This window comes from Campylobacter sp. BCW_4338, from assembly GCF_001763255.1.
In the GTDB taxonomy this organism is placed as follows: domain Bacteria; phylum Campylobacterota; class Campylobacteria; order Campylobacterales; family Campylobacteraceae; genus Campylobacter_D; species Campylobacter_D jejuni.
This window is the reverse complement of the sequence record NZ_MJYJ01000061.1, coordinates 130245-154166: the sequence shown is the minus strand read 5'-3', so window position 1 is coordinate 154166 and position 23922 is coordinate 130245. Positions and strand designations below refer to the sequence as shown.

Below are 23922 nucleotides of genomic sequence, written 5' to 3'. Positions count from 1 at the left end.
TTATTTATAATTTTTCATAGCGGCTCTAGCTTCTAAATCGGCTTGCTTTTTCTTTAAAGTTTCACGCTTGTCGTGTAAATTTTTCCCTTTAGCTAAAGCAAGAGTGGCTTTTACTTTATTTTTCGTGTTAAAATAAAGATCTAATGCAACGATAGTATATCCTTCTATACTTACTTTACCTAATAATTTATCAATTTGTTTTCTATGCATTAAAAGCTTTCTAGCGCCTCTTTCTTCGTGTTTATAGAAAGAATGTGTAGTATGAAGCAATGAAATATGAGAATTAAGTAAAAAAATCTCATTTTTTATAATGCGAACAAAAGAGTCTTTAAGATTTGCTCTTCCTGCTCTTAAGGCTACAACTTCACTTCCTTTAAGGACAATTCCGGCTTCAAAGCGTTCTATAATGCTATAATCAAATAAAGCTTTTTTATTTCTCGCAATAATTTTCATCGATCAACCTTAAAAACACTACTACCGCTACCGCTTAGAAAAAAATCTTCTTGTAAGTAAGACTTCATTTTAGGATATAAAGTTGCACAAGGAGTAAATAAATCATTTAATTCTTTGTTTTTAAAGTTTTGTAACAACTCTTTTGTGCTGAGTTTTTTGTAGATTTGCGCTTGATTATTGTTTTTTTGAAAGTCAAATATTCCTCTATCAAATTCATCATAAACAGCTTTAGTTTGGCAAGATATTTGTGGAAAAGTCCATTTTAAATTAGGTGTGTCATCTTCAAATTCTTTTATAATTTCACCACAGCCACTTACATTAGCAGAGTGAAAGCCACTTAAAAAAAAGGCAATATCACTTCCTAGTTGTATGCTTAAATTTATAAGTTCTTGTAGGTTTAATTTTAAATTTAGGGTTTCATTCATTAGTAGTAAAAAACTCGCACAATCGCTACTTCCACCGCCAAGTCCAGCACATACTGGGATATTTTTTGTGAGTTTTAGGCTTTTTTTGCTAAATAATTCTTTTAATTCGTTATTATATCTTTTAGAAAGTAGCAAGTAAGCCTTTTGAATAATATTATTTTCGCATTTAAAATTACTAATGATTTCAAATTCTTTTTTAGAGTCTGATTCTTTATCAACAAGCTCAAGCTCATCAAAAAGATCTTTTAAAAGTATAAATCGTGATTCTAAAAGATGATATTTTCTTGAGTCAAAACCGGTAAGTTTTAAAAAAATATTTGCTTTAGCGTAAGCTTTCATTTGATTAGTTTTTTGCTTAAGTCATCAAGTTTAATATCATTCTGAACAACAGAATGCAAATTTTCATCCTTTACTTGTTGAACAAGTTCTTTTCTAAGTATCATAAGAGATTTTGGAGCTTCTATGCCTATTTTGGCATATCCTTTCCCTGTTTGAACGACTTTGATTTCTATACCTTCTCCGATAATTATACTTTCATTTTCTTTTCTTGATAATATTAACATTTTTCAACCTTATTCAGAAGATATTTTACTGTATTTTCTTTAATATTAATTACGCTAAAATATTTTTCTGTTTCAATATAATAATCTCCTTCATCATGAAATTCTAATTCTTCGACAAAAATTTTAGCACCATTTTCGAGTTTACTTAAATTCTTGATAAAATTTGGCTTTAGGTTAATGTATTTTAACACATTTAAGCTTTTCTCATTATTATAAACAAATTTACCTTCTTTAATGCGCTCTAAAGAGCTTAAAGTCGCATTAATACCTAGTTTTCTAGCAAAAAGTTCGCAATAAGATCTTATATAAGCACCTTCACTGACTGTGATTTCAATATTTAAAAAAGGATGATTATAGCTTAAGATCTTGCAATCAAATACTTCCATTTGACAAGGTTTTAAATTTACTTCTATACCTTTTTTTGCAAGTTCATAGGCGCGAGTTCCATTGATTCTTTTGGCGCTAAATTGCGGTGGTGTATAGGAGATAATTCCTTGCATTTGATCAACGATTTGTTGTAAATTTGCAAGATCAAATTCTTTTATATTTTTAATTTCTTTTATATTTTGATCATCAAGACTTAAGGAGTAAACTCCAAGCCATAAAGTAGCTTTATAGGTTTTTGGAGTTTTTTTTAAAAAACGGAAAAGTTTTGTGTATTGTCCAAATGCAACGATTAAAATCCCTTTGGCGAAAGGATCAAGAGTGCCAGAATATCCTGCTTTTTTATTTTTATATTTTTTCTTTAAAGTGCTTAAAAAGGCATTAGAGCTCAAACCCCTTGGTTTAAAGGCTGCAAAGATCTTGTTCATACTGCTTTTTCCACAAAGCTTGCCATGATTACACGCATTATACCACCAAAATTAATATTAAGCTTTTCCTCTTTTCCGCTTTTATTAACTTCAACAACCCTACCAATGCCAAAAATTTTATGTTTAACTAGATCTCCTTTACAAAAGCTAGTTTTTTGTATATTTTGATTTTTTGATTTTTCATTGATTAATTTACTTTCTTCTAAGAAGCGACTAGGATTGATATTTGCTCTTGAACCATGATAAAAACGAGAATTTGCAACACTTATTGTGAGAAATTTTTTGGCGCGAGTGATGGCAACATAAGCAAGACGGCGTTCTTCTTCGAGATTTTCTTCGCTATTTAAAGGAAAAAATCCTTCATCAAAGCCTATTATAAAAACATAATCAAATTCCAAACCTTTGCTAGCATGAATACTCATCAAGCAAACACATTCTTCATCTAAATTATCTTGATCACTTAATAAAGAAATTTCACTAAGTAGATCTTCTAAAGAAGCTTCGGGATCTTCTTTGAGTTTTTCTCTTAGATTAGCATAAAACTCATCAAGATTTCTGATTCTTTCATCTCCATCATCTTGCTCTGAAAAATAATCTTTGATTTTAAATAATTCTTCTATATTATCAAAAACCTTTTTTGCATTATCGTAGCTTTTTAGAGTGTGAATATTTTGTATAAAAATATTTGCTTCATTTTGTGCTTTTTTTGTTGTTAAAATTCCTACACCGCCATCGCTTTCACATAAGGCATCAAAAAGTGAAATTTGACGTTTTTTTGCATATTCTTCTAAATTTTTTAGGGCTTTTTCTCCTATGGATCTTTTAGGGCGATTAATAATACGCCTAAATGACAAATCATCGTTTGGATTTAAGATAAGTCTAAGATACGAGATTAAATCTTTTATTTCTAATCTTTCATAAAAACGCATACCGCTAAGCAGTTTATAAGAAATTTTTTCCTTCATAAATGCTTCTTCTATTGCTCTTGATAGTGCATTAACTCGAAATAAAACGGCGATCTCTTTAGCTTCTACTCCAGAATTTAGCAATTTTTTCACTTCTTGAGCGATATATAAACCTTCATCTTTTTCGTTTTCGTTTTTTAATATTTTAATATTTTCCCCAGTATCTTTAGTGCAGATTAAAGTTTTTCCAAGTCGTTGCTCATTGTGAGATATGAGATTATTTGCTGCTTGTAAAATAGTCCCTACTGAACGATAGTTTTGTTCAAGTTTTACAAGTTTAACATTTTTAAAATCGTTTTGAAAATTTAAAATATTTTCAATTTTTGCTCCACGCCAACTATAAATACTTTGATCATCATCACCAACAACTGTGATATTTTCATGCATACAACATAGATTTTTTAGAATTTTATATTGCAAGGTATTAGTATCTTGATACTCATCAACTGTAATGTAATTATAAAGTAAGCTTTGTTCTTTGGCAAAATTTATATCATTTTCCAAAATGAGATTGCTTAGCAATAAAAGATCATCAAAATCTACAAAATTTTGCTTTAATAAGTATTCTTCATAAGCACGGTAATAGTTGGCAAATTTGTATTCATTTTGATATTTTTCAAAATTATGTTCTTTTAGTAAATTTAAATCTTCAAAGACATTGCTTACTCTTTTGCCTTCATTTTTACAATAAGATATGTATTTGATAATATCATAGACATTATCTTTGTTTTTATCATGGATTAAATCTTTAATTATTTTTTTTGTATCATCTGTATCGATAACAATAAAACTATTTTTACGCTCCAATCTTTCAAAGTGTAGTTTTAAAAATAAAAGTCCAAATTTGTGAAAGGTGCAAAGCAAAGGATTGTGATTACCTTGTAGAAAATTTAATGCTCTATGACGCATAACACTAGCTGCTTTATTCGTAAAAGTAAGAGTAAGAGTGTTATGCGAGGGGATGCCTACTTCACCGATAAGATAAGCAAGACGAGTGGTGATAGTTTTGGTTTTTCCACTACCTGCACCTGCTAGGATAAGCATAGCTCCATCAATGTGGCTTACCGCTTGTTTTTGGCTATCATTTAAATCTTCAAATAGATTCATTTTTTGAAAATATCTTTATTTTTTGGATTATTTAAAAATATATTTTTAGATTTTTGTAAATTTTTACTATTTTCACGTTTATAAAGGCTAAAATTAACAAATAAAATGCTATTTTCTATTTGAATTTGCGTGATAGCTCCTAAATCAACCTTTACAAAACTATCAAAATCATCATTACCAAAACCTGCGTGAAATTGAATGAAATCTTTATTTAGCTGTATGGATTCAAAGGTGTATCCTCCAAGGGCAAAAAGAGCATAAGGATTTTGTTTAACATCAAGCTCTTTGGGAAGTTCAGGGTTGAAATCTATGAAATTTGTATTTGCAACTATAGAAAATTCTATATTTTCTTCTATAAGGTGTGAAATAACTTCATAACAATGCTTTTGCATGGTATGGATAAAATTTTTATTTTTTAAGATTGTTTCTAGCATGATTGTAACTCCATAAATTCATTGATGAGTTTTTGAATTTCTTTTATGCCTATTTCCCAAAAATTTTCATCTTCTATATCAAATCCAAACATTCCTACTAGTTCTTTTGGACTCACACTTCCACCTAAAGAAAGCATTTTGATATAAAGTTCTTTAAAATTTTCACATTTTTTGCTTTTGTAAAGTCCATAAAGAGCTAAAACTAAAAGTTGGGCATAAGCATAAGCATAGCAGTAAAAAGGAGAATGGATAAAATGAGGAATATAACTCCACCAAGAAGCATAATTTTTTGTAAGTTTTACGCTATCTTGAAACATTTTTTGAGATTCTTCCATCCAAATTTTATTGATTTCTTCGGTGCTTAATTCATTTTCTTGAGCATGTAAGCGTCTTTCAAAACAAGTAAAATTAATTTGTCTATAAAAAGTTGCAAAAATATCTTCGATTTTATTTGCATATAAAGATAGGAGTTCTTCTTTTTTTAACTTATCTTTAATAAAATCAAATACGAGCATTTCGGCAAAAACTGAAGCTGTTTCTGCGGTGGTTAAAGGTGTGTTTTGATTTAAGTAGCTTACATTGTAAGAAAGTTTTTGATGGATAGTGTGTCCTAATTCATGTGCAAGTGTAAAAAGATCACGCCTTTTATCGGTGTAGTTTAATAAAACAAAAGGATGCGCATCAGAAGTTGCAGAATGTGAAAAAGCACCCCCTTGTTTATTTTCTTGTGGATAAACATCAATCCAGCCTTGATTAAAAGCATTTTTTGCTATATCATAAAATTGCGGAGAAAAAGCTTGAAATGCCTCTAAAACAATATTTTTACTTGTTTTAAAATCAAAACTTGCTTCTTTTCCTATGGGTGCATATCTATCATAGTCTTTAAGCTCATCATAGCCCAAAATTTGTTTTTTTCTTTTGTAAAATTGCGATACTAAGTTAAAATGTTTTTGCGCACTTGCTATCAAGGAATCAACGCTTTTTTGCGAAATTTGATTGCTGATATGTCTTGAAATTTCAGCATTTTCATAACCTCTTAATAAGCTTATATTTTTTCTTTCTGTTTTTATCATATTGATAATAAAACTTAAAAGTCTGCTATTTTTTTGCAAAACTTTACTGAATTTTTTAGCAGCTTTTTTGCGTATTTTTCTATCTTCGTCATACATTTTGCTTAGAATTTCTTCTTCGCTAAGTTTTTTACCTTCAAAAGGGATTTTTAAAGCACTCATACTTTCATCAAAAAGCCTACTAAAAGCATTTGCACCTGTATTTGAAAGATAGAGCATAATGCGTTCTTCGTTTTTGCTAAGATTATAGCGTTTGTTTTGCAATAAATTAGAAAGATAAAAATCATAATCTTTACAAAAAGTTGTAAATTCTTGACTTTTTTCAGGAACTAACTCACAAAATTCAAGCTCGAAAAAGAGTAAATTTTCTTCTATTTTTTTGCATTCTTCTTCGTATTGTGCGTAAAAAGAACCATTTTGAGTGTTTTTAGCAAAAAGCAAATAAGCATAAGTCATGATTTTGCCAAGAGCTTGATTTAAATTTTCATAATCTTTTAAAGCTTGTAAAAACTCATTAGTATTTAATGTATAAAGTTTATTTTCATAGTTTTTTTTGAAATTTAAACTTTGTTGGATTTGATCTTGTGTAAAATTTTGCAACGCTTCTTTATTGTGAAATAAAGCACTTAAATCCCATTCTAACATTTTTTATCCTTCATTTTCTAATATGAGTTTTTTAAGAACAGCCATTCTAATGGCCACTCCATTTTTAACTTGTTTTAAAACTAAAGTTCTTTCATCACTCATCATTTCATCACTTATGTCAATATTGCGATTTACAGGGCCTGGATGTAGTAAAATAAGCTTTTTATCTTTTACCAAGCTTTTTTGAATACAAAAATCATTTGCATAGTCTTTAAGTGAAGCATAAACGGTTTTATTATGTCTTTCTGTTTGTGTTCTAAGACTCATGATAATATCTGAATTTGCTATGATATTCTCATCAAGCTTATAATGTTTTTTAAGATGGGTATTAGGCATAAAATGTGGTGGAGCTACTAGGGTAATATCAAGATTAAATCTGCTTAAAAGTTCTATATTGGACGCTGCAACGCGGGAATTTTTGATATCACCTACGATGCAAATTTTCTTACCTTCGACATCGCCTTGAAAATGATTATAAATAGTGAATAAATCTAGCAAAGCTTGGGTAGGATGGGCGTGTTTTCCATCTCCTCCATTAACAACTGGACAATGCATATGCTTTGCCAATATCAAAGGAACTCCTGAGTTTGCGTGTCTTATAACAATAGCATTAGGACTCATGGCATCTAAATTAGCAGCAGTATCATAAAGAGTTTCTCCTTTGCTAGAGCTTGATCTTGAAACATCAAGGCGTAAAACCCTAGCACCTAATCTTCTTGCAGCGCTTTCAAAAGATGAAAGGGTGCGTGTAGAGTTTTCAAAAAAAATTGTCGTGATACTTTTTCCTTTAAGAAAAGTTCTAGGTTTTTCATCTAAGAAATCACTTGCTTCTTTAAAAAGCTCCATAATTTCGACTTTATTAAAATCCTTTGTAGTGATGAGATGACGCATGCTTTTACCTTATTTGATATTATAATTTAATTCATTTTTAGAACAAATTGCTGTAAAAAGAACATCTGTAGAACTATTTAAAGCAGTTTCAACACTATCTTGAATAACCCCTATAATAAAACCTATGGCAACTACCTTCATAGCAATATCATAGTCTATATTAAATAAAGAACAAGCCAAAGGTATAAGCAGTAAGGATCCACCCGCAACTCCGCTAGCCCCGCAAGCTGCAAAGGTGGCAATAATGCTTAATAAAAGGGCTTGCAAAAGACTGATTTCTATACCAACGGTATTGGCTGTAGTAAGACTTAAAATAGCTATAGTAACTGCCGCTCCTGCCATGTTGATAGTAGCTCCTAAAGGTATAGAAATGCCATAAAATTCTTTATCTATGCCAAGTTTGGCGCAAAGTGCCATATTAACAGGGATATTTGCCGCTGAACTTCTTGTGAAAAAAGCAAAAAATGCACTGTGTCTTAAGCAGATAAAAATCAAAGGAAAAGGATTTTTTCTTGTATAAAAAAAAACTATTAAGGCATTGATAACAAAAGTAACAAAAAGCATAGTAGCTACAAGTAAAAATAAAAGTTTTATATAGCTTAGTAAGCCTTGTGCTCCTGTTTGTGCTACAGAATTAGCCACAAGTCCAAAAATTCCAAAAGGAGCAAGTTTTACTACAAATTTAACAATTTTCAAAACCCCTTCATTGATATCTATAAAAACTTGTTTTACTTCGTTAGAGCAGTGTTTTAATGCTATGCCTCCAGCTATTGCCCAGGTTAAAATTCCTAAATAATTCCCACTTGAAAGAGCATTTATAGGATTATCGACAATTTTAAATAAAAGATCTTTAAAAATCTCACTCATGTGGGTTGGAGATGAGTTTGTAGCGGTTTGAATTCCATCTAAAACAAGCTTTACAGGAAAGAAAAAATTAGCAAGAACCGCACAAGCTGAAGCAAGAAAGGTGCCTACTATATATAAAATGATAATATTTTTGATCTTAGCACCACTTTGAGAAAAATCTTTAGTGCAAATTGAAGTTAAAATCAAAACAAAAACAAGCATAGGAGCGATAGCTTTTAAGGCACTTGTAAAAAGTATTCCGAGTAAATTTGCAATTTCAGATATTTCTTTAGAACTAATGCCTATAAGTATTCCTAGTACTATACCTATGCAAATTTGAACTATGAGGTTGCCTTTAGCGTAGCTTTGAATGATTTTAGAAAACATAAAAACCTTTTAAATATTTTTTATATCAGAAGTTGATTTTAGCTAATTTTTGCTTAATTTTAGAGAATTTTTAATTTATCAAGCTTTGATAAGTTTATTTGGATACAATTGTGGTTCATTTTAAATGAAAGGACTTTTTATGTATCTATTCACTTCAGAAGTCGTAAGTGCAGGTCATCCAGACAAGTGCGCTGATATAATCGCTGATACGATAGTGGATATACTCTTGAAAAATGACAAAAATTCAAGGGTGGCGAGTGAGGTTTTTGTCGCAGGAAATAAGGTTGTGATAGGAGGCGAAGTTAAGTCAAATCACAAACTTAGTAAAGCTGATTACGATAATTTAGTTAAAGATGTTTTAAAAAACATTGGTTATGATGGGGCAGGGCATTTTAACAAAGAGCAGTGTTTGCATCCTGATGAAGTTGATGTTATGGTGTTTTTAAATGAACAAAGCCCTGATATCAATCAAGGTGTTGATCAAGAAGATGGCGAAACAGGAGCAGGTGATCAAGGCATTATGTTTGGTTTTGCAAGTTGTGAGACTGAAGAATACATGCCAGCAGCCATTAGCTATGCAAGAATGCTATGTGATAAAGTCTACGCTTATGCAAAAGCAAATCCACACGAACTTGGCGTGGATATTAAAACTCAAGTAACTATTGATTATGGCACTAAGGCGAATTTTGAAAATTGCAAACCGCAAAGTATTCATACTATAGTAGTTTCTGCGCCTTGTGTTGAAAGTATGAAAATAGAAGATTTAAGATCTTTGGTGATGAAACTTATCTTAGATAGTAATTTACCAAAAGAACTTTTTGACCCTAATAAGACTAGAATTTTAATCAATCCAACTGGTAAATATATTAATCATTCTTCTTTACATGATAGTGGTTTAACAGGAAGAAAACTTATAGTAGATAGTTTTGGAGGTTATTCTCCAATAGGTGGTGGCGCACAATCGAGCAAAGATTATACTAAAGTTGATAGAAGTGGACTTTATGCAGGTAGATGGCTAGCTAAAAATATAGTTGCAGCAGGGCTTGCTAAAAAATGTATTGTTCAACTTAGTTATGCTATAGGTGTTGCAAAACCTACTTCGGTAAGTGTGGATTGTATGGGCACAAATACCAGTGTAAATGATGATGTTTTAAGTGATTTTGTTATGCAAAACTTCTCTTTAACGCCAAATTGGATCCGTGATAAATTTCATCTGGATAAACCAAGTAAAGAAACTTTTCTTTATGCGGATGTAGCGGCTCGTGGGCAAGTAGGACAAAAGGACTATCCTTGGGAACAACTTGATGCTCTAGAACAGTTTAAAAAGCTGCTTTAAAAAATTAACAATATTATACAAGCTTAAATAAGGCTTGTATAATTATAAAGAATTAATGAAGTTGTATTAATTTTTGACTTAGAGGGATATTTTTCAATATCCCCCATAAATATAAAAGTTAGGAAGGAAGCTAAATTAATTTAGCTTTGGGGTAAAAACCCCTCTAAGTCAAAATATTATTTGACAGAATTATAATATAAAATAACTTAAATTACTTTAAAATTAAAATTTTAATATTATTTTTTATCATTAAATATTTCTTTGGATAAATTTTTTCCAATCTTTACTTAAAAGCTTTTTAGGGAGTATAACTATATTCTCTTTACCATTTGTAGCATGATAAACACTAACCCCATATTTACTTGCATAAAATTTCATTAAGAGTTGTTGGAGTTTGTATTCGCTGCTATTATTAAACCAAGCATTGTTGCTTAGAGCTATAATAATTTGTGAATTTTGATAGTTTTGTTCTTTGGTAGCTTCATAACAAATTGCATTTGTAATAATTTGATTGTCTAATTTATATTTGCTTTGTATAGGACCTTGGGAAAATTCTTCAATATTTTTAAGAAAATATTTTTTTATTAAGTCTTTAAAAAATGGAATTTCTTCACCAAAGGGAACTAAAAAATGCTTATTTAAAATATAGACATTGCCTTTTTTAAAGATATACGTGCTATTGTAAGTATGCTCTTTTTCAGTATAAAATGCTCCCGTAATAATGGTAATTTTATAAGATAATTCTTTAAGCATAAGTTCATATTTGGTATTTTTTAAATCAAAAGCAAAAGCGGTTTCAGGCAAGATTACAAGTTCTTTTTTTTCATTTATAGCTTGAAATATATCTTGAATTAGGATATCAGAATTTGATTTTAAATTTTCTTGTAAAAATTTTTGATCTTGAGAGATATTAGTATTGATGAGTTTGTAGTTTAAATTAAGAGTTTGAGCTTGTTTTTCATTATATTGAAATCCACTAAAGAATAAAACAAGAACAATTGCTATTTTATAATATCTTGATATATAACCCTCATAGATGAAATATGCTATTAAAAATATGCAAATAATACCACGATAACTTGGGTCAAAAAAACCATAAACTGTAAAAATTCCCCAATTAAGCCAATCAAATCCTAAAGGATGGATAAAACTTATGCAAAAAATTCCACAAAGTCTTAAAAAATCAAATTTTAATAAATAACATAATCTAAAAAGTAGTCCATAAATAAAACCAATGATAATTGGTATAATTGGTACTAAATAGTTTAGATTAAAATAAATTGAAGATAAACCAATCCACCAAAACCAAAGAATCCCTACAAAAAAACCTATCCAAAAATATTGTTTAGAATTTTTACTTTTTAGAAGTAAAACTAACCCGTAAATAGCTAAAAATGGGCTAATGGTTTGTGTAAAAATATTTTCAAAAAATGATAGATAAATAGAATTTGAAAGTAAAATTGCAATAAAAAAGACTTTTATTATTTTAAAAATGATAGAATTAGTGTTTAATTTTTTTGGAATAAAGGAAAAATATGGCAGAAAATTCAATTTTAACTTCATTATTACCTCTTGTAGTGTTATTTGCAATTTTTTATTTCTTGGTGATCAGACCGCAACAAAAACAAGCAAAAGCACATAAACAAATGCTTGAGTCTTTGCAAAAAGGAGATAAAATCATCACTAATGGCGGACTTATTTGTGAAGTCGTAAAACCAGAGGAGGATTTTATCAAAGTTAAGCTTAATGAAGACAATGTTACTGCAAAAATTTCAAGAGAATTTATAGCAAAGAAAATTGATGCGTAATTCTAAAATCAATTATCGCTTGATTATTTTTATAGCGGTATTTATTTTTGGAGTGGCTTTTTCACTCCCTTCTTTTTTGCAGTCAGAACGTGGTGTGAAGATTAATTTAGGGCTTGATTTGCAAGGTGGGCTTTATATGCTCTTAGGTGTAGATAATGAAGAAGCTGTAAAATCTAAAATAAAATCAATTGCATCTTCATTGAGTTATTCTTTTAATAAAGAAAATATTTTAAATGACGGCTTAAATACCCATGATGATATTTTAGAATTTACTTTGCTTGATAATGCGGATATTGCAAAAGTTGAAAATTTGCTTAAAGAAATAAAAGGAATTAATATACAAAGTGAAAATATGCACTATAAAATTTCTTTTACCTCAGAAGAAGTAAAAAATATAGAAAATTTTGCACTTTTGCAAGCAGTTGAAACCATAAGAAATAGGCTTGATCAATTTGGTTTAGCAGAGCCAACAGTTGCTAAACAAGGTAATGATAAGATTTTGGTTGAACTTGCAGGGATTAAAACCAAAGAAGATGAACTAAGAGCAAAAGAACGCATCACAAAAGCAGCACATTTACAACTTATGGAAGTTGATGATTCTAAAATGGGTCAAGCTTCCACAATGAGCGACGCTGAGGCTGCGAGTTATGGACTGATTTTAGTGCCTGATTCTAGAAATCCAAATTTAAAATATACCTTAAAAAGTATACCTATTTTAGATGGATCTATGCTTACTGATGCTAGAGTAGGGATTAGTGATAAGAGTAATTATCCTGTGATTAATTTTACTTTAAATGCCGAGGGTTCTAAAAAATTTGCTGATTATACAGGAGCAAATGTTGGAAAGCGTCTTGCTATTGTACTTGATAATAAAGTATATTCTGCTCCATCTATCAATGAACGCATAGGCGGAGGTAGTGGGCAAATCAGTGGAGCTTTTACTCAAGAAGAAGCACGCGATGTGGCGGTAGCTTTAAGAAGTGGAGCTTTGCTTGCGCCTGTAAAATTACTTGAACAAAGAAGCATAGGACCATCTTTAGGTGCTGATAGTATTAAAATGAGTATGATAGCCTTAATCGGTGCATCGGTTTTTATTGTAGTATTTATGATGATGTATTACGGTGTGGCAGGAATTTTTGCAAATATTGCAATGCTAGTTAATGTTTTGGTAGTAGTTGCTGTTATGGCTATGTTTGGAGCAACTTTAACTTTACCAGGGATGGCAGGACTTGTTTTAACTGTGGGTATGGCAGTAGATGCAAATGTGATTATCAATGAGCGTATACGAGAACTCTTGCGAGATGGAGTAAATATAAGAGTTAGTATAGAACAAGGTTATAAAAATGCTATGAGTGCGATTATAGATTCAAATATCACTTCTTTAGTTACTTCGGTAGCACTTTATGCCTATGGAACAGGAGCAGTTAAAGGTTTTGCTGTGACTTTGGGAATTGGTATCGTTGTTTCTATGATTACAGCTATTTTAGGAACTCACGGAATGTTTGATTATTTTATGCAACGCATAGAAAAAAATAATAATACAAGATTTTGGTTTGGCTATAGGAGAAGATAATGCAGTTTTTTAGCGAAAAGAAAATTTATGATTTTATGAGAATGCGTTTTGCTGCTATTTCCCTTTCTTTTATTTTGTTTTTTGGTTCTATTTATTTACTTTGGGATAGGGGTTTACAATATGGCATTGATTTTAGCGGAGGAACTTTAGTTCAGCTTAAATATGAAAATGCAGCTCCTATAACGCAAATTCGAGAAATTTTAGAAAATCAAGGAACTTTTCAAAATTTATCTGTAACTGAGTTTGGAAGCAATGAAGAAGTAACTATACGCTTTTTAGGAAGTAATGATAATGTAAGCAATGATATAGGCGAGCATATAAGCACTCTTTTAAAGGATACGGGAAAATTTGAGGTGCGTCGTGCTGATGTGGTAGGACCAAAAGTAGGTGATGAACTTAGAAATAAAGGACTTATGGCTATAGCTGTATCTTTGATAGCAATTTTAATTTATATAGCGTTGCGTTTTGAGTGGCGTTTTGCTCTTGCGGCTATAATCAGTGAAATTCATGATGTTGTGATTACTTTAGGAGCAATTTCTTTATTTAAAATTGATGTCAATCTAGATACTTTGGCTGCTGTTTTAACTGTGCTTGGGTACTCTTTGAATGATACAATTATTATTTTTGATAGAATCAGAGAAGGTATTAAAACAAGTAAAAAAACCGAACTTGCACCTATTATTAATGAAAGTGTTTCAGCAACTTTATCAAGAACGGTTTTAACTTCAGGGTTGACTTTAGCAACCGTTGTGATACTTTATTTCTTTGGCGGGGAAATGATACAAGGATTTTCTTTGGCTTTAATTGTAGGTATTATAGCGGGAACTTTAAGCTCTATCTTTGTTGCAAGTCCGACATTATTATGGTTTAAATTTAGTGTGCTTGAGTTTAGAAATAAAGAAATTGAAAAAGCAAAAAGAAAACAAGATAAAGAACGCAATCGTGCAATGTATGAAAAAGGAACTGTGTAAGGAGAATTTATGGCTTATGAAGCAAGTTTAATAGAAAAAAAATGGCAAAAAATTTGGGATGAAAATGAATATTTTGAGCCAAAAGATGACTTAAATTTGCCTAAAAAATATATTTTATCGATGTTTCCTTATCCTAGTGGACGCATTCATATGGGGCATGTAAGAAATTATACTATAGGTGATGCTTTGGCAAGATATTATCGCAAGATAGGTTTTAATGTTTTACATCCTATAGGTTTTGATAGTTTTGGCATGCCTGCTGAAAATGCAGCTATTAAACATAAAATTCATCCTAAGTCATGGACTTATGAAAATATAGCTTATATGAAAAAAGAACTTTTTTCTTTAGGTTTTTCTTTTTCTAAAAAAAGAATGCTTGCTACTTCAGATCCACTTTATACAAAATTTGAGCAAGAATTTTTTATTAAGATGTTTGAAAAAGGTTTGATTTACACTAAAGAAGCAAATGTAAATTGGTGTGAACAAGATCAAACGGTTTTGGCTAATGAGCAAGTTGAAGACGGAAAATGTTGGCGTTGTGGTCATGAAGTGGTGCAGAAAAAAATGCCAGGTTATTATGTAAAAATCACTGCTTATGCTGAGGAACTTTTAAAAGATTTAGAAGAATTAAAAGATAAATGGCCTAATCAAGTTTTAACTATGCAAGAAAATTGGATTGGTAAAAGCGAAGGTTTGGAATTTTCTTTAAATTTAGACGAAGAAAGCAAGCAAAAAACCAAAGAAAGTTCTTTAGAAGTTTTTACTACAAGAGCAGATACAATTTATGGAGTTTCGTATATCGCTTTAGCTCCAGAACATAAAATTGTTCAAAATTTGCTTTCGCAAAATTTATTAAATCAAGATGTATTAAATAAAATCAAAACTATTCAAAATCAAAGCCCAAGAGAAAGACAAAGTTCTGAAAAAGAAGGTTATTTTCTAGGAATTTATGCCATTCATCCTTTAAGCGGAGAAAAAATTCCTTTGTGGGTGGCTAATTTTGTCTTGGCTGATTATGGTAGTGGAGCGGTTATGGCTGTTCCAGCTCATGATGAAAGAGATTTTGAATTTGCAACAAAATATAATCTTGCCATCAAACAAGTTATTCAAACTCAAGAAAATTTACCTTATACGCAAAAATCAGGAAAATTAATTAATAGCCAAGAGTTTGATAATCTTGATTGTAATGAGGCAAGATTAAAAATCATTTCTCAGTTTGAAGCTAAAAATATAGGAAAAAGGGTTGTAAATTTTAAAATTCGTGATTGGGGTGTTTCACGCCAAAGATATTGGGGTGCGCCTATTCCTATGATTAAATGTCAAATTTGTGGTATAGTGCCTCAAAAACTAGAAAATTTACCTATTATCTTACCTGAAGATGTGCAAATTACAGGTGAGGGTAATCCACTTGATAAACATCCAACTTGGAAAAATTGTATTTGTCCTAAATGTGGCAAAGAGGCTCAAAAAGAAAGTGATACTTTAGATACTTTTTTTGAAAGTTCTTGGTATTTTGCACGTTTTGCAAGTGATGAGAGAACTTGGCAGGAAAAAGCTTTAGATGAAAAAAGTGTAAAGTATTGGATGAGTGTGGATCAATATATAGGTGGTATTGAACATGCAATCTTGCATTTACTTTATGCGAGATTTTTCCAAAAAGCTTTAAGAGACTTAGGTTATTTAACACAAAATGAACCTTTTGATAGACTTTTAACTCAGGGTATGGTGTTAAAAGATGGTGCTAAAATGTCAAAATCAAAAGGCAATGTTGTAGATCCTGATGAGATTATAGAAAAATACGGTGCTGATACCGCAAGACTTTTTATACTTTTTGCTGCGCCTCCGGCTAAAGAGCTTGAATGGAATGATGATGCGGTTGAAGGGGCTTATAGATTTATTTGCAAACTCTATGATAGGGCGCAAAATGTTAAAAAAGGTGAGCTTGTAGAATTAAAACAAGAAAATTTAAATAAAGAAGAAAAATATGCAAGATTAAAGGTATATGAAGCTTTGAAAAAATCTTTTGAAGTTTATCATCAAAGTTTTGCTTTCAATACTTTAATTGCAGCTTGCATGGAAGCTTTAAATGCTTTAGCGCTTTGCAAAAATGAAGCTTTGGAGCAAGAGGCTTTTTATATTATTTTAAATATTTTAGAGCCTATTATTCCTCATGTTTGTTTTGAGCTTAGCGAGGAGCTTTTTAAATGTAAAAATTTCAAAAAATTAGAACTTAAAGAAGAGGTTTTTGTAAAAGATACTTTAAATTTAGCTGTAAGTATTAATGGTAAAAAAAGGGCTGAATTTGAAATTTCAAGTAGTGCGAGTAAAGAAGAAATTTTAGCTTTTGCAAAAGAAAATACTGCTAAATGGCTTGAAGGTAAGAGTATAGTTAAAGAAATTTATGTGGAAGGAAAGCTAGTTAATCTAGTGATTAAATGAAAAAGATTTTAATTTTTTGTATAGGTTTATTTTTAGGTGCTTGTGGATATGTTCCTACATCAAAAATCGCTAATAATATTTTCGATGAGAAGGTTTATGTTAATGTTGAATTAAGTCAACAAGACCCAAAAAATAGTATCTATGTTGCCGATACTTTAAAAGAAATGGTAATTTCAAAATTAGGGCGTAAACTTGCTTTAAAACACGAGGCAGATGATGTAATCAATGTTAAAATGAATAATTTAGAATTTATTCCTTTAGCTTATGATAAAAATGGCTATGTCATTAGTTATAAAGCTAAATTAAATTTAGATTTTAATGTTGTCTTTAAAGATGGTTCAAGTCAGGCTTTTGGTACAAGTGGAAGTTATAATTTTGAAATTTCTCCAAATAGTATTATTAGTGATTCTGCAAGGTATGAGGCTATTCGAGCAGCTTCAAGCGAGGCATTTGATGAGTTTATTTCCGTAATTGCTATTAAAGGGCAAAAACGTGATTCCAAATACTAATGAAATAGCAAAGCAAACTTTAATTGCATTAAAAGAAAGAAAACTAAAACCAACTCCTGAAAATTATACGGAAATTTTTGAAGAACTATCTTTAAAATATGGTATCACAAGCTCAAATAAAGCTAAACTTGACAAATACAAAACCTTACTTTTACCGATTTATCAACAAGAATTAAATTCTAAAACTATAAGAAGTTTAGAAGAACTAATTAGTTTTTTAATTTCTGTTTTAAATAGACAAAGCGGAAAACAATTTAGTGAATTTTTTGATTTTTTATATACCATATCTAAAACTTTGCAAATAAGTAAGGATAAAAAGATAAGAGATTTGGCTAAGGTGACTTCGATTAGAATTTCTAAAACTATGGATAGTGAAAGTATTTACTTGCTTACCAAAAAATGGAAAGAGCTTGAAAGAAATTATGATGAAAATAATTTAGAAGAACAAGCTCGTAAATATGGCATTAGTAAATATGATGATTATGATAGCGTGATTAAAAAACTCTTAGTTAAACTTGAAGAGCGTAGTTATGAGCACTTTAGTGAATTATTATGCTTGGGTTTAAATCCTTCATTGGTGGAAGATTTAAAAATTCAAGGTTTTATACAAAATTTAACACAAAAACCTTTTATAATAGGCGAAGAAAATTTTAAGAACGAATTAATGGAATTTATCAATCATCGCATAATGGTTGATAATATGTATGTCCAAAAAAATTTAAATTTTTTTAATGATAATCTAAAAAAAATCTATGAATTGCTTGTTTTGCTTAATAAATCGAATGAACAAAACATGGATTTTATTAATACCTTAAAACCAGATGAAAATGGGGAAGTAAAACTTAGTTTTGAGGATTTAAAACTAAAATTTAAACAACTTGGAGAAAAAATTACATCTTTAAATAATCAAATTGAATTCACGCAAAGTTTGGAGGAGAGAGAGGCTTGGAGTGTTCTTAAAGAGCTTGATAAAATGGATGAAAATTTTAATAAGTATAAAGTTAATTATTCTTTAGCTTTATTTTCTATAGTAAATTACCGTTTCATTATGGAAAAATATGGTATGGGAAGTTTGAATGAAATTTTTGTTCGATTTAAAAAAATTTTAAAAGATTCTTGTAGCGAATTTGATGAACTGTGGATGATAGATGAAAAGAGTTATTTGATTGTTTCGCCAGGAAAAAGTAAAGATGAAATTACACAGCTTGTAAATACAAATCTTAAAACTATAGAAAATTTTAGATTTATTTATAAGCAAGATATTATAACTCCTAAAATTCAAGTGGCTTATCTTGATAAGCAAAGTAAGCCAAGTATTAATATTTTAGACGAGTTAATAAAGCAAATTACAGCGGTTAATGAGCAATATAATGAAAGTTGAGAATTTTTTAGCCCAAAAAAGTATAAATTACGATAAAATTGACCGTTTTTTGATGTTTAGAATGTATGAAAAATATAAGAAATGTTTTAAAAATATTCCTATAATCCAACTTATAGGCACAAATGGTAAAGGTAGTACAGGTAGATATTTAACCCAACTTTTAGAAAATTTAAATTATAAAATAGGGCATTATACTAGCCCCCACATTTTTAGTTTTAATGAAAGATTTTATCTTGATGGTAAGATTGCAAATGATGAAGAATTAGAACAAGCTCATATAAGACTTGAAGAAATTTTTAAACAAGACTTGCAAAAATTAAGTTATTTCGAATATGCTACTTTTTTAGCTATGATTTTATTTCAAAAATGCGATTTCATTGTTTTAGAAGCAGGAGTGGGTGGAGAATATGATGCTACTTCTGTTTTTGAAAGAAGAATGAATATTTTTACAAGAATTGGATTTGACCATATTCAAATTTTGGGCAATTCTTTAGAAGATATTGCAAGAACCAAGCTTAAAATTATGGCACCTATAGCACTTATAAGTGATGAGCAAGAGCAAAATGTTTTAAACTTAGCAAAAAAAATTGCTTTTTTAAAAAAAGCTGATTTGCAAGTTTCTTCCTTAAATCCTTTTTTGAAAGAAAATTTTGAGATTTATTGTAAAAAGTTTGTTTTACCTTGTTTTTTAAAGCATAATTTAAAGCTTGCATTAAAGGCTTGTGAAATTTTAACTTCGCAAGAAAAAACCTTAGAAGCTTTAAAAAAGTTACAAGAGTTAAATTTACAAGGAAGATGCCAAGAAATTTCTCCAAATTTTTTTGTTGATGTGGGTCATAATCCCATGGCTGCTAAGGCTATGCTTGATAAATTTCAAGGAGAAAAAATAAATCTTATTTATAATGCTTATTTGGATAAGGATATTTTTCAAATTTTAAATGCATTAAAGCCTATTATTGATACAATACAAATATATAAATATAAAAGTGCAGAACGAAAGCTGGCTGATGATGAAATTTATAGTATTGCATCAAAGCTAGGCATACAATGTAAAGAATTTGTAAAATTAGAAGAAAATAAAAAAAATCTAGTTTTTGGCTCTTTTATGCTGGTAGAAAATTTTTTAAAGGAGTGGTGTGGTAAAAAATAAATTCACTATTACCATTACAGATATTAACGGTTCAAGACATTTTTATTTAAATCAAATAATCAAAAAAATAGTTTTTTATACTATTGCTTTTATTGTTTTATTTTTAGTTTTTAGTGGTTTTTATATCAAATATCTCGATAGCAAACTTAGTGATATCAGTGAAAAGCGTGAGGAGCTTTTGAAAAAAAGCAAAGAATTGGAATTATCTAATTCGCAAATGCAAAAAAGCATAGAAGAAAAAACTCAGCAGTATGCAGCTATAGAAGATAAAATAGCTTCTTTTGAAGAGGCTTTGGGCTTAGAAGCAGAAAATAATCTTACAATTAGTGCAAGACTTGATAATCTTCAGCTTACCAATGAGCAGCAGCTTGGAATTTTGGGGCAAATTCCTAATGGATGGCCTATTGAAAATAAAGGCATTACAGGAAATTTTGGCTGGAGAGAGCATCCGCTTTTAAAAAGAAGGGAATTTCATCCCGGCATTGATTTAAGAGCAGAAATTGGTACTCCTATTTATGCACCAGCAAGTGGAGTAGTGGAATTTTCAGGTTATAGTGATAATGGCTATGGCTATAATGTAATTTTATTGCATAATTTTGGTTTTAAAACAGTATTTGCTCATATGATGCGCAAAGAAGTAGTCAAAGCAGGTCAATTTGTTAGCAAGGGGCAGTTGATAGGTTATAGTGGCAATACAGGTCTTTCTACGGGACCGCATTTGCACTATGAGGTAAGGTTTATTAATAAAACTTTAGAACCTTTGTATTTTTTAAATTTGCAAAGAAAAAATATGAATGATTTTTTTAATCAAGAAAGGAGAGTTCCATGGCAATCTTTAATAAAGGCGGTATCAGCCCAACATCCAGTCCTAGCTCAGAAACAACAGTAATTTCTTCAGGTGCGAGAATTGAGGGTAAATTTTATTTTGCTTCTATGCTTCATGTCGATGGAGAGTTAAGTGGTATTATTCATTCTGAAAGTATTGTAGTTATCGGAAAAAATGGAAATTTAAAAGGTGAATTACAAGCAGATAAAATTGTAGTAAATGGGTATTTTGAAGGGCAACTTGAGGCCAATAGTTTAGAAATTTTAGCGGGCGGAGTTGTTAATGGCGATATTTCAACGCAAAAAATTTCTATAGAAAATGGCGGTCGCTTTAATGGAACTAGTAAAATTAAAGAAGATACTATCAAACTTATTGAAAATAACAACGAAGAATAATGCAAGCTTCATTTTATGAATACCTACAAAATCCAAAAATTTGTGAACTTTTGCTTTGTAAAGATGAAAAACAAGCAGATTTGCTCGCTCAAGTTTCACGATTTAAGGGTTTAAAAACCTTTGTTTTACCTGATTTTAGAGCGCAGTTTGGAGATGATTTAAGGGCTTTTTCCAAAGAACTTTTTAATCTTTGCAAGATTTTAAATGCTTATCATAAAGAAGAAGAAAAAAAAATCCTTATTTCTCCTTTAAATACTGTTTTAAAAAAACTTCCTTCAAAAAAACATTTACAAAATTATCATATCGATAAAAAACAAAATTTTGATTTGAAATGTTTTGAAGATGAAATTTCAAGATTGGGATACGAATTTGTAGATATAGTTCAGGATAAAGGTGAAATTTCAATTCGTGCGGATATTATTGATATTTTTTGTATCAATGAAGAAAATCCTATTAGAATTTTACTTTTTGGCGAAGAGATTGAAAGCATAAGATATTTTGATTTGCAAAGTCAAAAGTCTATTCCTAATGAACTAGAACATTTTGAAATTTGTCCTTTTTTAAAATATTTTGACAAAGAAAATTATGAAATTTTTAAAGAAAAATTAGAAGATTTTCAAAGTGATACTTTAATACATGATATCAATTCTTTAGGGTTTTGGTGTATTGATGATTTTTTTGATTATTTAGAACTTGATTTTTTAGCTTGTGAAAAGTTTAATATTAACGAATATGAAAAAGATATAAGTTTTGTGAATGCAAAAATTTTACCTCAAGCTAAAAAATTTAAAGAATTGCAAAGTTCTTACAATAAAGATTTTTTTGAATTTCATAAAAATAAAAAAATCACACTTTTAGCTAAAAACGAAGCTTTATTTAAAGCTTTAGAGCTTGAAGATATTCAAAATATCCATTTTATAAAAAGTGATTTAAGGCTTAATCTTATTAGTCCTGAAGAGCTAATCATTTCTTTAAATCAAAAAGAAAAACAAAAAACAAGAAAAAAAGCTAGTTTGATTATAGATGAGCTTAAAAATGGGGATTATATAGTGCACGAAGATTATGGGGTGGGCAAATTTTTAGGTCTTGAGATGATAGTGATAAGCGGAGCAAAAAAAGAGTTTGTTGCTATAGAGTATCAAAATTCTGATAAGCTTTTATTACCAGTGGAAAATCTTTATTTGATTGATAAATATTTGGGTGTGAGTGGATCTATTCCAAGCTTAGATAAACTAGGTAAAACAAGTTTTATTAAACTTAAAGAAAAATTAAAAACTAAACTTTTAGCTATAGCTTCTGAAATTGTTATTATGGCCGCTAAAAGATCTTTGGTGCAAGCAAAAAAAATCACAATGGATTTAAATAGACAAGCTGATTTTATAGCTAGTGCAGGTTTTAATTATACAAGTGATCAAGATAAAGCCTGTCATGAAATTTTGCAAGATTTTCAAAGTGGAAAAGTCATGGATAGGCTTTTAAGCGGTGATGTGGGTTTTGGAAAAACTGAAGTTGCCATGAATGCTATTTATCCAGTGGTTAAAAGTGGATTTTGCGCATTTTTATTTGCGCCTACAACTTTGCTTTCTCATCAGCATTATAAAACCTTAAAAAAGCGTTTTGATCCTTTTGGTATAAAGGTTTTTAAACTTGATCGCTTTACAAGTAGTGCAGAAAAAAAACAAGTTTTACAAAATTTAAAAGAAAATAAAGCTTGTGTAGTTGTAGGAACTCATGCGCTTTTAAGTGTAGAATGTGAAAATTTAGCTCTTGTTATTATTGATGAAGAGCATAAATTTGGAGTGAAGCAAAAAGAAAAGCTTAAGGAAATCACTCAAAATTCACATATTTTATCTATGTCAGCAACTCCTATACCAAGAAGCTTAAATCAAGCTTTAAGCTCTATAAAATCTTATAGTGTTTTGCAAACTCCACCAGAAGATAGGATGGATGTAAGAACCTTTGTTAAAGAAAATGATGACGCGCTTTTAAAAGAAGTTATAGCAAGAGAGTTAAGACGTGGTGGGCAAATTTTTTATATTCATAATCATATTGCAAGTATAGAGCAATGCAAAAAACATTTATTAGAACTTTTTTCTACTTTGCGTATTTTGATTTTACATTCTAAAATCGATGCCAAGGTGCAAGAAGAAGAAATGTTGAAATTTGAAAACAAAGAATATGATTTGCTTTTAAGCACCTCTATCGTAGAAAGTGGGATTGATTTACCTAATGCAAATACTATCATAGTAGAAAAAAGCGATCGTTTTGGTATGGCTGATTTGCATCAATTGCGTGGGCGTGTAGGAAGAAGTGATAAGCAAGGTTATTGTTATTTTTTAATCGAAGATAAAAATGCTATCACAAAAGATGCTTTAAAGCGTCTAGTTTCTTTAGAAAGCAATTCTTTTTTAGGCGCAGGTTCTGTTTTGGCTTATCATGATCTTGAAATTCGTGGCGGTGGAAATTTATTAGGCGTAGATCAAAGTGGACATATCGAGCAAATTGGATATAGTTTATATCTTAAAATGTTAGAAGATGAACTTAATGCTTTAAGTAAAAATGAAGTGGATCAAAAAGAAAATAAACTTGATTTAAAACTCAATGTTAATGCCTTTTTAAATAGTGAGCTTATCAGCGAAGATCGCCTAAGATTAGAACTTTATAGAAGACTTAGCAAGTGTGAGCAAGTTCATGAGGTTTATGAGATCGAAGGTGAAATTGAAGATCGCTTTGGAAAACTTGATGTTTATACTAAGCAATTTTTATCTTTGATTATTATTAAAATTTTAGCTTTAAATAAATTTAAAAGTATTAGCAACTATGAGCAAAATATTCAATTTACTGCTTTAAATGATGAAAAAGAACTCATCAAAGCAAAAAGCAAAGACGATGATGATATTTTAGAGGCAATTTTAACGCATTTAAGAAAGGCTTAA

General features: G+C 29.9%; 20 protein-coding genes and 1 pseudogene. 11 read left to right on the top strand and 10 right to left on the bottom strand.

Annotation, left to right across the window (positions count from 1 at the left end; all coding sequences use genetic code 11):
- The 9 genes from smpB to sstT are packed head-to-tail and all read right to left on the bottom strand — an operon-like array spanning position 1 to position 8598.
- A complete protein-coding gene (smpB, locus tag AJN69_RS07030; RefSeq protein ID WP_002852861.1) occupies positions 1-453 on the bottom strand; it encodes an SsrA-binding protein SmpB in 453 nt (150 codons plus the stop codon).
- On the bottom strand, positions 450-1217 hold the full coding sequence (locus tag AJN69_RS07025) for a 4-(cytidine 5'-diphospho)-2-C-methyl-D-erythritol kinase (RefSeq protein ID WP_044780194.1): 768 nt from the start codon (positions 1215-1217) through the stop codon (positions 450-452). Before AJN69_RS07025 ends, smpB begins: the two co-directional genes overlap by 4 nt.
- Positions 1214-1441: a carbon storage regulator CsrA gene (csrA, locus tag AJN69_RS07020; RefSeq protein ID WP_002852854.1), complete on the bottom strand. Its 228-nt coding sequence runs from the start codon at positions 1439-1441 to the stop codon at positions 1214-1216. The genes AJN69_RS07025 and csrA overlap by 4 nt, the downstream gene beginning before the upstream one ends.
- Positions 1435-2253 carry a tRNA pseudouridine(55) synthase TruB gene (gene truB / locus AJN69_RS07015; RefSeq protein ID WP_002870522.1) on the bottom strand — a complete coding sequence of 273 codons (819 nt, stop codon included), beginning with the start codon at positions 2251-2253 and terminating at the stop codon, positions 1435-1437. The genes csrA and truB overlap by 7 nt, the downstream gene beginning before the upstream one ends.
- Complete coding sequence (locus AJN69_RS07010; RefSeq protein ID WP_002866122.1) at positions 2250-4325, bottom strand: ATP-dependent helicase; 2076 nt, start codon at positions 4323-4325, stop codon at positions 2250-2252. Before AJN69_RS07010 ends, truB begins: the two co-directional genes overlap by 4 nt.
- Entirely contained in the window at positions 4322-4759 is a 438-nt protein-coding gene (locus AJN69_RS07005; protein ID WP_044779148.1) for a hypothetical protein, read from the bottom strand. The genes AJN69_RS07010 and AJN69_RS07005 overlap by 4 nt, the downstream gene beginning before the upstream one ends.
- A complete protein-coding gene (locus AJN69_RS07000) occupies positions 4753-6474 on the bottom strand; it encodes a M3 family oligoendopeptidase (protein WP_070288245.1) in 1722 nt (573 codons plus the stop codon). Before AJN69_RS07000 ends, AJN69_RS07005 begins: the two co-directional genes overlap by 7 nt.
- A 3-nt stretch (positions 6475-6477) precedes the next feature.
- Positions 6478-7365 carry an aspartate carbamoyltransferase catalytic subunit gene (locus AJN69_RS06995; RefSeq protein WP_052857573.1) on the bottom strand — a complete coding sequence of 296 codons (888 nt, stop codon included), beginning with the start codon at positions 7363-7365 and terminating at the stop codon, positions 6478-6480.
- Positions 7366-7374: 9 nt separating this feature from the next.
- Positions 7375-8598, bottom strand: coding sequence for a serine/threonine transporter SstT (sstT, locus tag AJN69_RS06990; RefSeq protein ID WP_044780199.1), 1224 nt, complete (start codon positions 8596-8598; stop codon positions 7375-7377).
- 139 nt (positions 8599-8737) lie between these two features.
- Between sstT and metK the strand changes: the two genes are divergently transcribed.
- Complete coding sequence (gene metK, locus AJN69_RS06985; RefSeq protein WP_070288243.1) at positions 8738-9934, top strand: methionine adenosyltransferase; 1197 nt, start codon at positions 8738-8740, stop codon at positions 9932-9934.
- Between the two features lie 236 nt (positions 9935-10170).
- Here the strand turns inward: metK and AJN69_RS06980 are convergent.
- A pseudogene (locus tag AJN69_RS06980) lies at positions 10171-11497 on the bottom strand (apolipoprotein N-acyltransferase).
- On the opposite strand from AJN69_RS06980, the gene yajC reads away from it, so the two are divergent.
- From yajC to AJN69_RS06930, 10 genes are read left to right on the top strand one after another with little or no spacing between them, the layout of a single operon-like run.
- A complete protein-coding gene (gene yajC, locus AJN69_RS06975; RefSeq protein WP_002786346.1) occupies positions 11470-11742 on the top strand; it encodes a preprotein translocase subunit YajC in 273 nt (90 codons plus the stop codon). The pseudogene AJN69_RS06980 and the gene yajC overlap by 28 nt on opposite strands.
- Complete coding sequence (gene secD / locus AJN69_RS06970) at positions 11735-13315, top strand: protein translocase subunit SecD (RefSeq protein WP_070240191.1); 1581 nt, start codon at positions 11735-11737, stop codon at positions 13313-13315. Before yajC ends, secD begins: the two co-directional genes overlap by 8 nt.
- Positions 13315-14286 (top strand): protein translocase subunit SecF, encoded by a 972-nt coding sequence (gene secF, locus AJN69_RS06965; RefSeq protein WP_002858025.1) that lies wholly within the window; start codon positions 13315-13317, stop codon positions 14284-14286. The genes secD and secF overlap by 1 nt, the downstream gene beginning before the upstream one ends.
- Positions 14287-14295: 9 nt before the next feature.
- Positions 14296-16725: a leucine--tRNA ligase gene (leuS, locus tag AJN69_RS06960; protein WP_002880809.1), complete on the top strand. Its 2430-nt coding sequence runs from the start codon at positions 14296-14298 to the stop codon at positions 16723-16725.
- Positions 16722-17234: an LPS assembly lipoprotein LptE gene (lptE, locus tag AJN69_RS06955; RefSeq protein ID WP_070288241.1), complete on the top strand. Its 513-nt coding sequence runs from the start codon at positions 16722-16724 to the stop codon at positions 17232-17234. Before leuS ends, lptE begins: the two co-directional genes overlap by 4 nt.
- The gene (locus AJN69_RS06950) at positions 17218-18615 is read left to right on the top strand and encodes a hypothetical protein (RefSeq protein WP_044779153.1); all 1398 of its coding nucleotides are present in this window, start codon (positions 17218-17220) and stop codon (positions 18613-18615) included. Before lptE ends, AJN69_RS06950 begins: the two co-directional genes overlap by 17 nt.
- Positions 18605-19765: a folylpolyglutamate synthase/dihydrofolate synthase family protein gene (locus AJN69_RS06945; protein WP_070288239.1), complete on the top strand. Its 1161-nt coding sequence runs from the start codon at positions 18605-18607 to the stop codon at positions 19763-19765. The genes AJN69_RS06950 and AJN69_RS06945 overlap by 11 nt, the downstream gene beginning before the upstream one ends.
- Positions 19752-20654, top strand: a complete 903-nt coding sequence (locus tag AJN69_RS06940) for a M23 family metallopeptidase (protein WP_002861810.1) — start codon at positions 19752-19754, stop codon at positions 20652-20654. Before AJN69_RS06945 ends, AJN69_RS06940 begins: the two co-directional genes overlap by 14 nt.
- The gene (locus AJN69_RS06935) at positions 20591-20986 is read left to right on the top strand and encodes a polymer-forming cytoskeletal protein (protein WP_002861809.1); all 396 of its coding nucleotides are present in this window, start codon (positions 20591-20593) and stop codon (positions 20984-20986) included. Before AJN69_RS06940 ends, AJN69_RS06935 begins: the two co-directional genes overlap by 64 nt.
- A complete protein-coding gene (locus AJN69_RS06930) occupies positions 20986-23922 on the top strand; it encodes a DEAD/DEAH box helicase (RefSeq protein WP_070288238.1) in 2937 nt (978 codons plus the stop codon). Before AJN69_RS06935 ends, AJN69_RS06930 begins: the two co-directional genes overlap by 1 nt.

Excerpts from the sequence above, each read along its gene's own strand:
- sstT (WP_044780199.1), bottom strand. The coding sequence starts at position 8,598 with ATGTTTTCTAAAATCATTCAAAGCTACGCTAAAGGCAACCTCATAGTT.
- AJN69_RS07000 (WP_070288245.1), bottom strand. The coding sequence starts at position 6,474 with ATGTTAGAATGGGATTTAAGTGCTTTATTTCACAATAAAGAAGCGTTG.
- AJN69_RS06935 (WP_002861809.1), top strand. The coding sequence starts at position 20,591 with ATGGCAATCTTTAATAAAGGCGGTATCAGCCCAACATCCAGTCCTAGC.
- AJN69_RS06945 (WP_070288239.1), top strand. The coding sequence starts at position 18,605 with ATGAAAGTTGAGAATTTTTTAGCCCAAAAAAGTATAAATTACGATAAA.
- metK (WP_070288243.1), top strand. The coding sequence starts at position 8,738 with ATGTATCTATTCACTTCAGAAGTCGTAAGTGCAGGTCATCCAGACAAG.
- secD (WP_070240191.1), top strand. The coding sequence starts at position 11,735 with ATGCGTAATTCTAAAATCAATTATCGCTTGATTATTTTTATAGCGGTA.
- truB (WP_002870522.1), bottom strand. The coding sequence starts at position 2,253 with ATGAACAAGATCTTTGCAGCCTTTAAACCAAGGGGTTTGAGCTCTAAT.
- smpB (WP_002852861.1), bottom strand. The coding sequence starts at position 453 with ATGAAAATTATTGCGAGAAATAAAAAAGCTTTATTTGATTATAGCATT.
- yajC (WP_002786346.1), top strand. The coding sequence starts at position 11,470 with ATGGCAGAAAATTCAATTTTAACTTCATTATTACCTCTTGTAGTGTTA.
- csrA (WP_002852854.1), bottom strand. The coding sequence starts at position 1,441 with ATGTTAATATTATCAAGAAAAGAAAATGAAAGTATAATTATCGGAGAA.
- AJN69_RS06995 (WP_052857573.1), bottom strand. The coding sequence starts at position 7,365 with ATGCGTCATCTCATCACTACAAAGGATTTTAATAAAGTCGAAATTATG.
- secF (WP_002858025.1), top strand. The coding sequence starts at position 13,315 with ATGCAGTTTTTTAGCGAAAAGAAAATTTATGATTTTATGAGAATGCGT.
- AJN69_RS06930 (WP_070288238.1), top strand. The coding sequence starts at position 20,986 with ATGCAAGCTTCATTTTATGAATACCTACAAAATCCAAAAATTTGTGAA.
- AJN69_RS07005 (WP_044779148.1), bottom strand. The coding sequence starts at position 4,759 with ATGCTAGAAACAATCTTAAAAAATAAAAATTTTATCCATACCATGCAA.
- AJN69_RS07010 (WP_002866122.1), bottom strand. The coding sequence starts at position 4,325 with ATGAATCTATTTGAAGATTTAAATGATAGCCAAAAACAAGCGGTAAGC.
- lptE (WP_070288241.1), top strand. The coding sequence starts at position 16,722 with ATGAAAAAGATTTTAATTTTTTGTATAGGTTTATTTTTAGGTGCTTGT.
- leuS (WP_002880809.1), top strand. The coding sequence starts at position 14,296 with ATGGCTTATGAAGCAAGTTTAATAGAAAAAAAATGGCAAAAAATTTGG.
- AJN69_RS07025 (WP_044780194.1), bottom strand. The coding sequence starts at position 1,217 with ATGAAAGCTTACGCTAAAGCAAATATTTTTTTAAAACTTACCGGTTTT.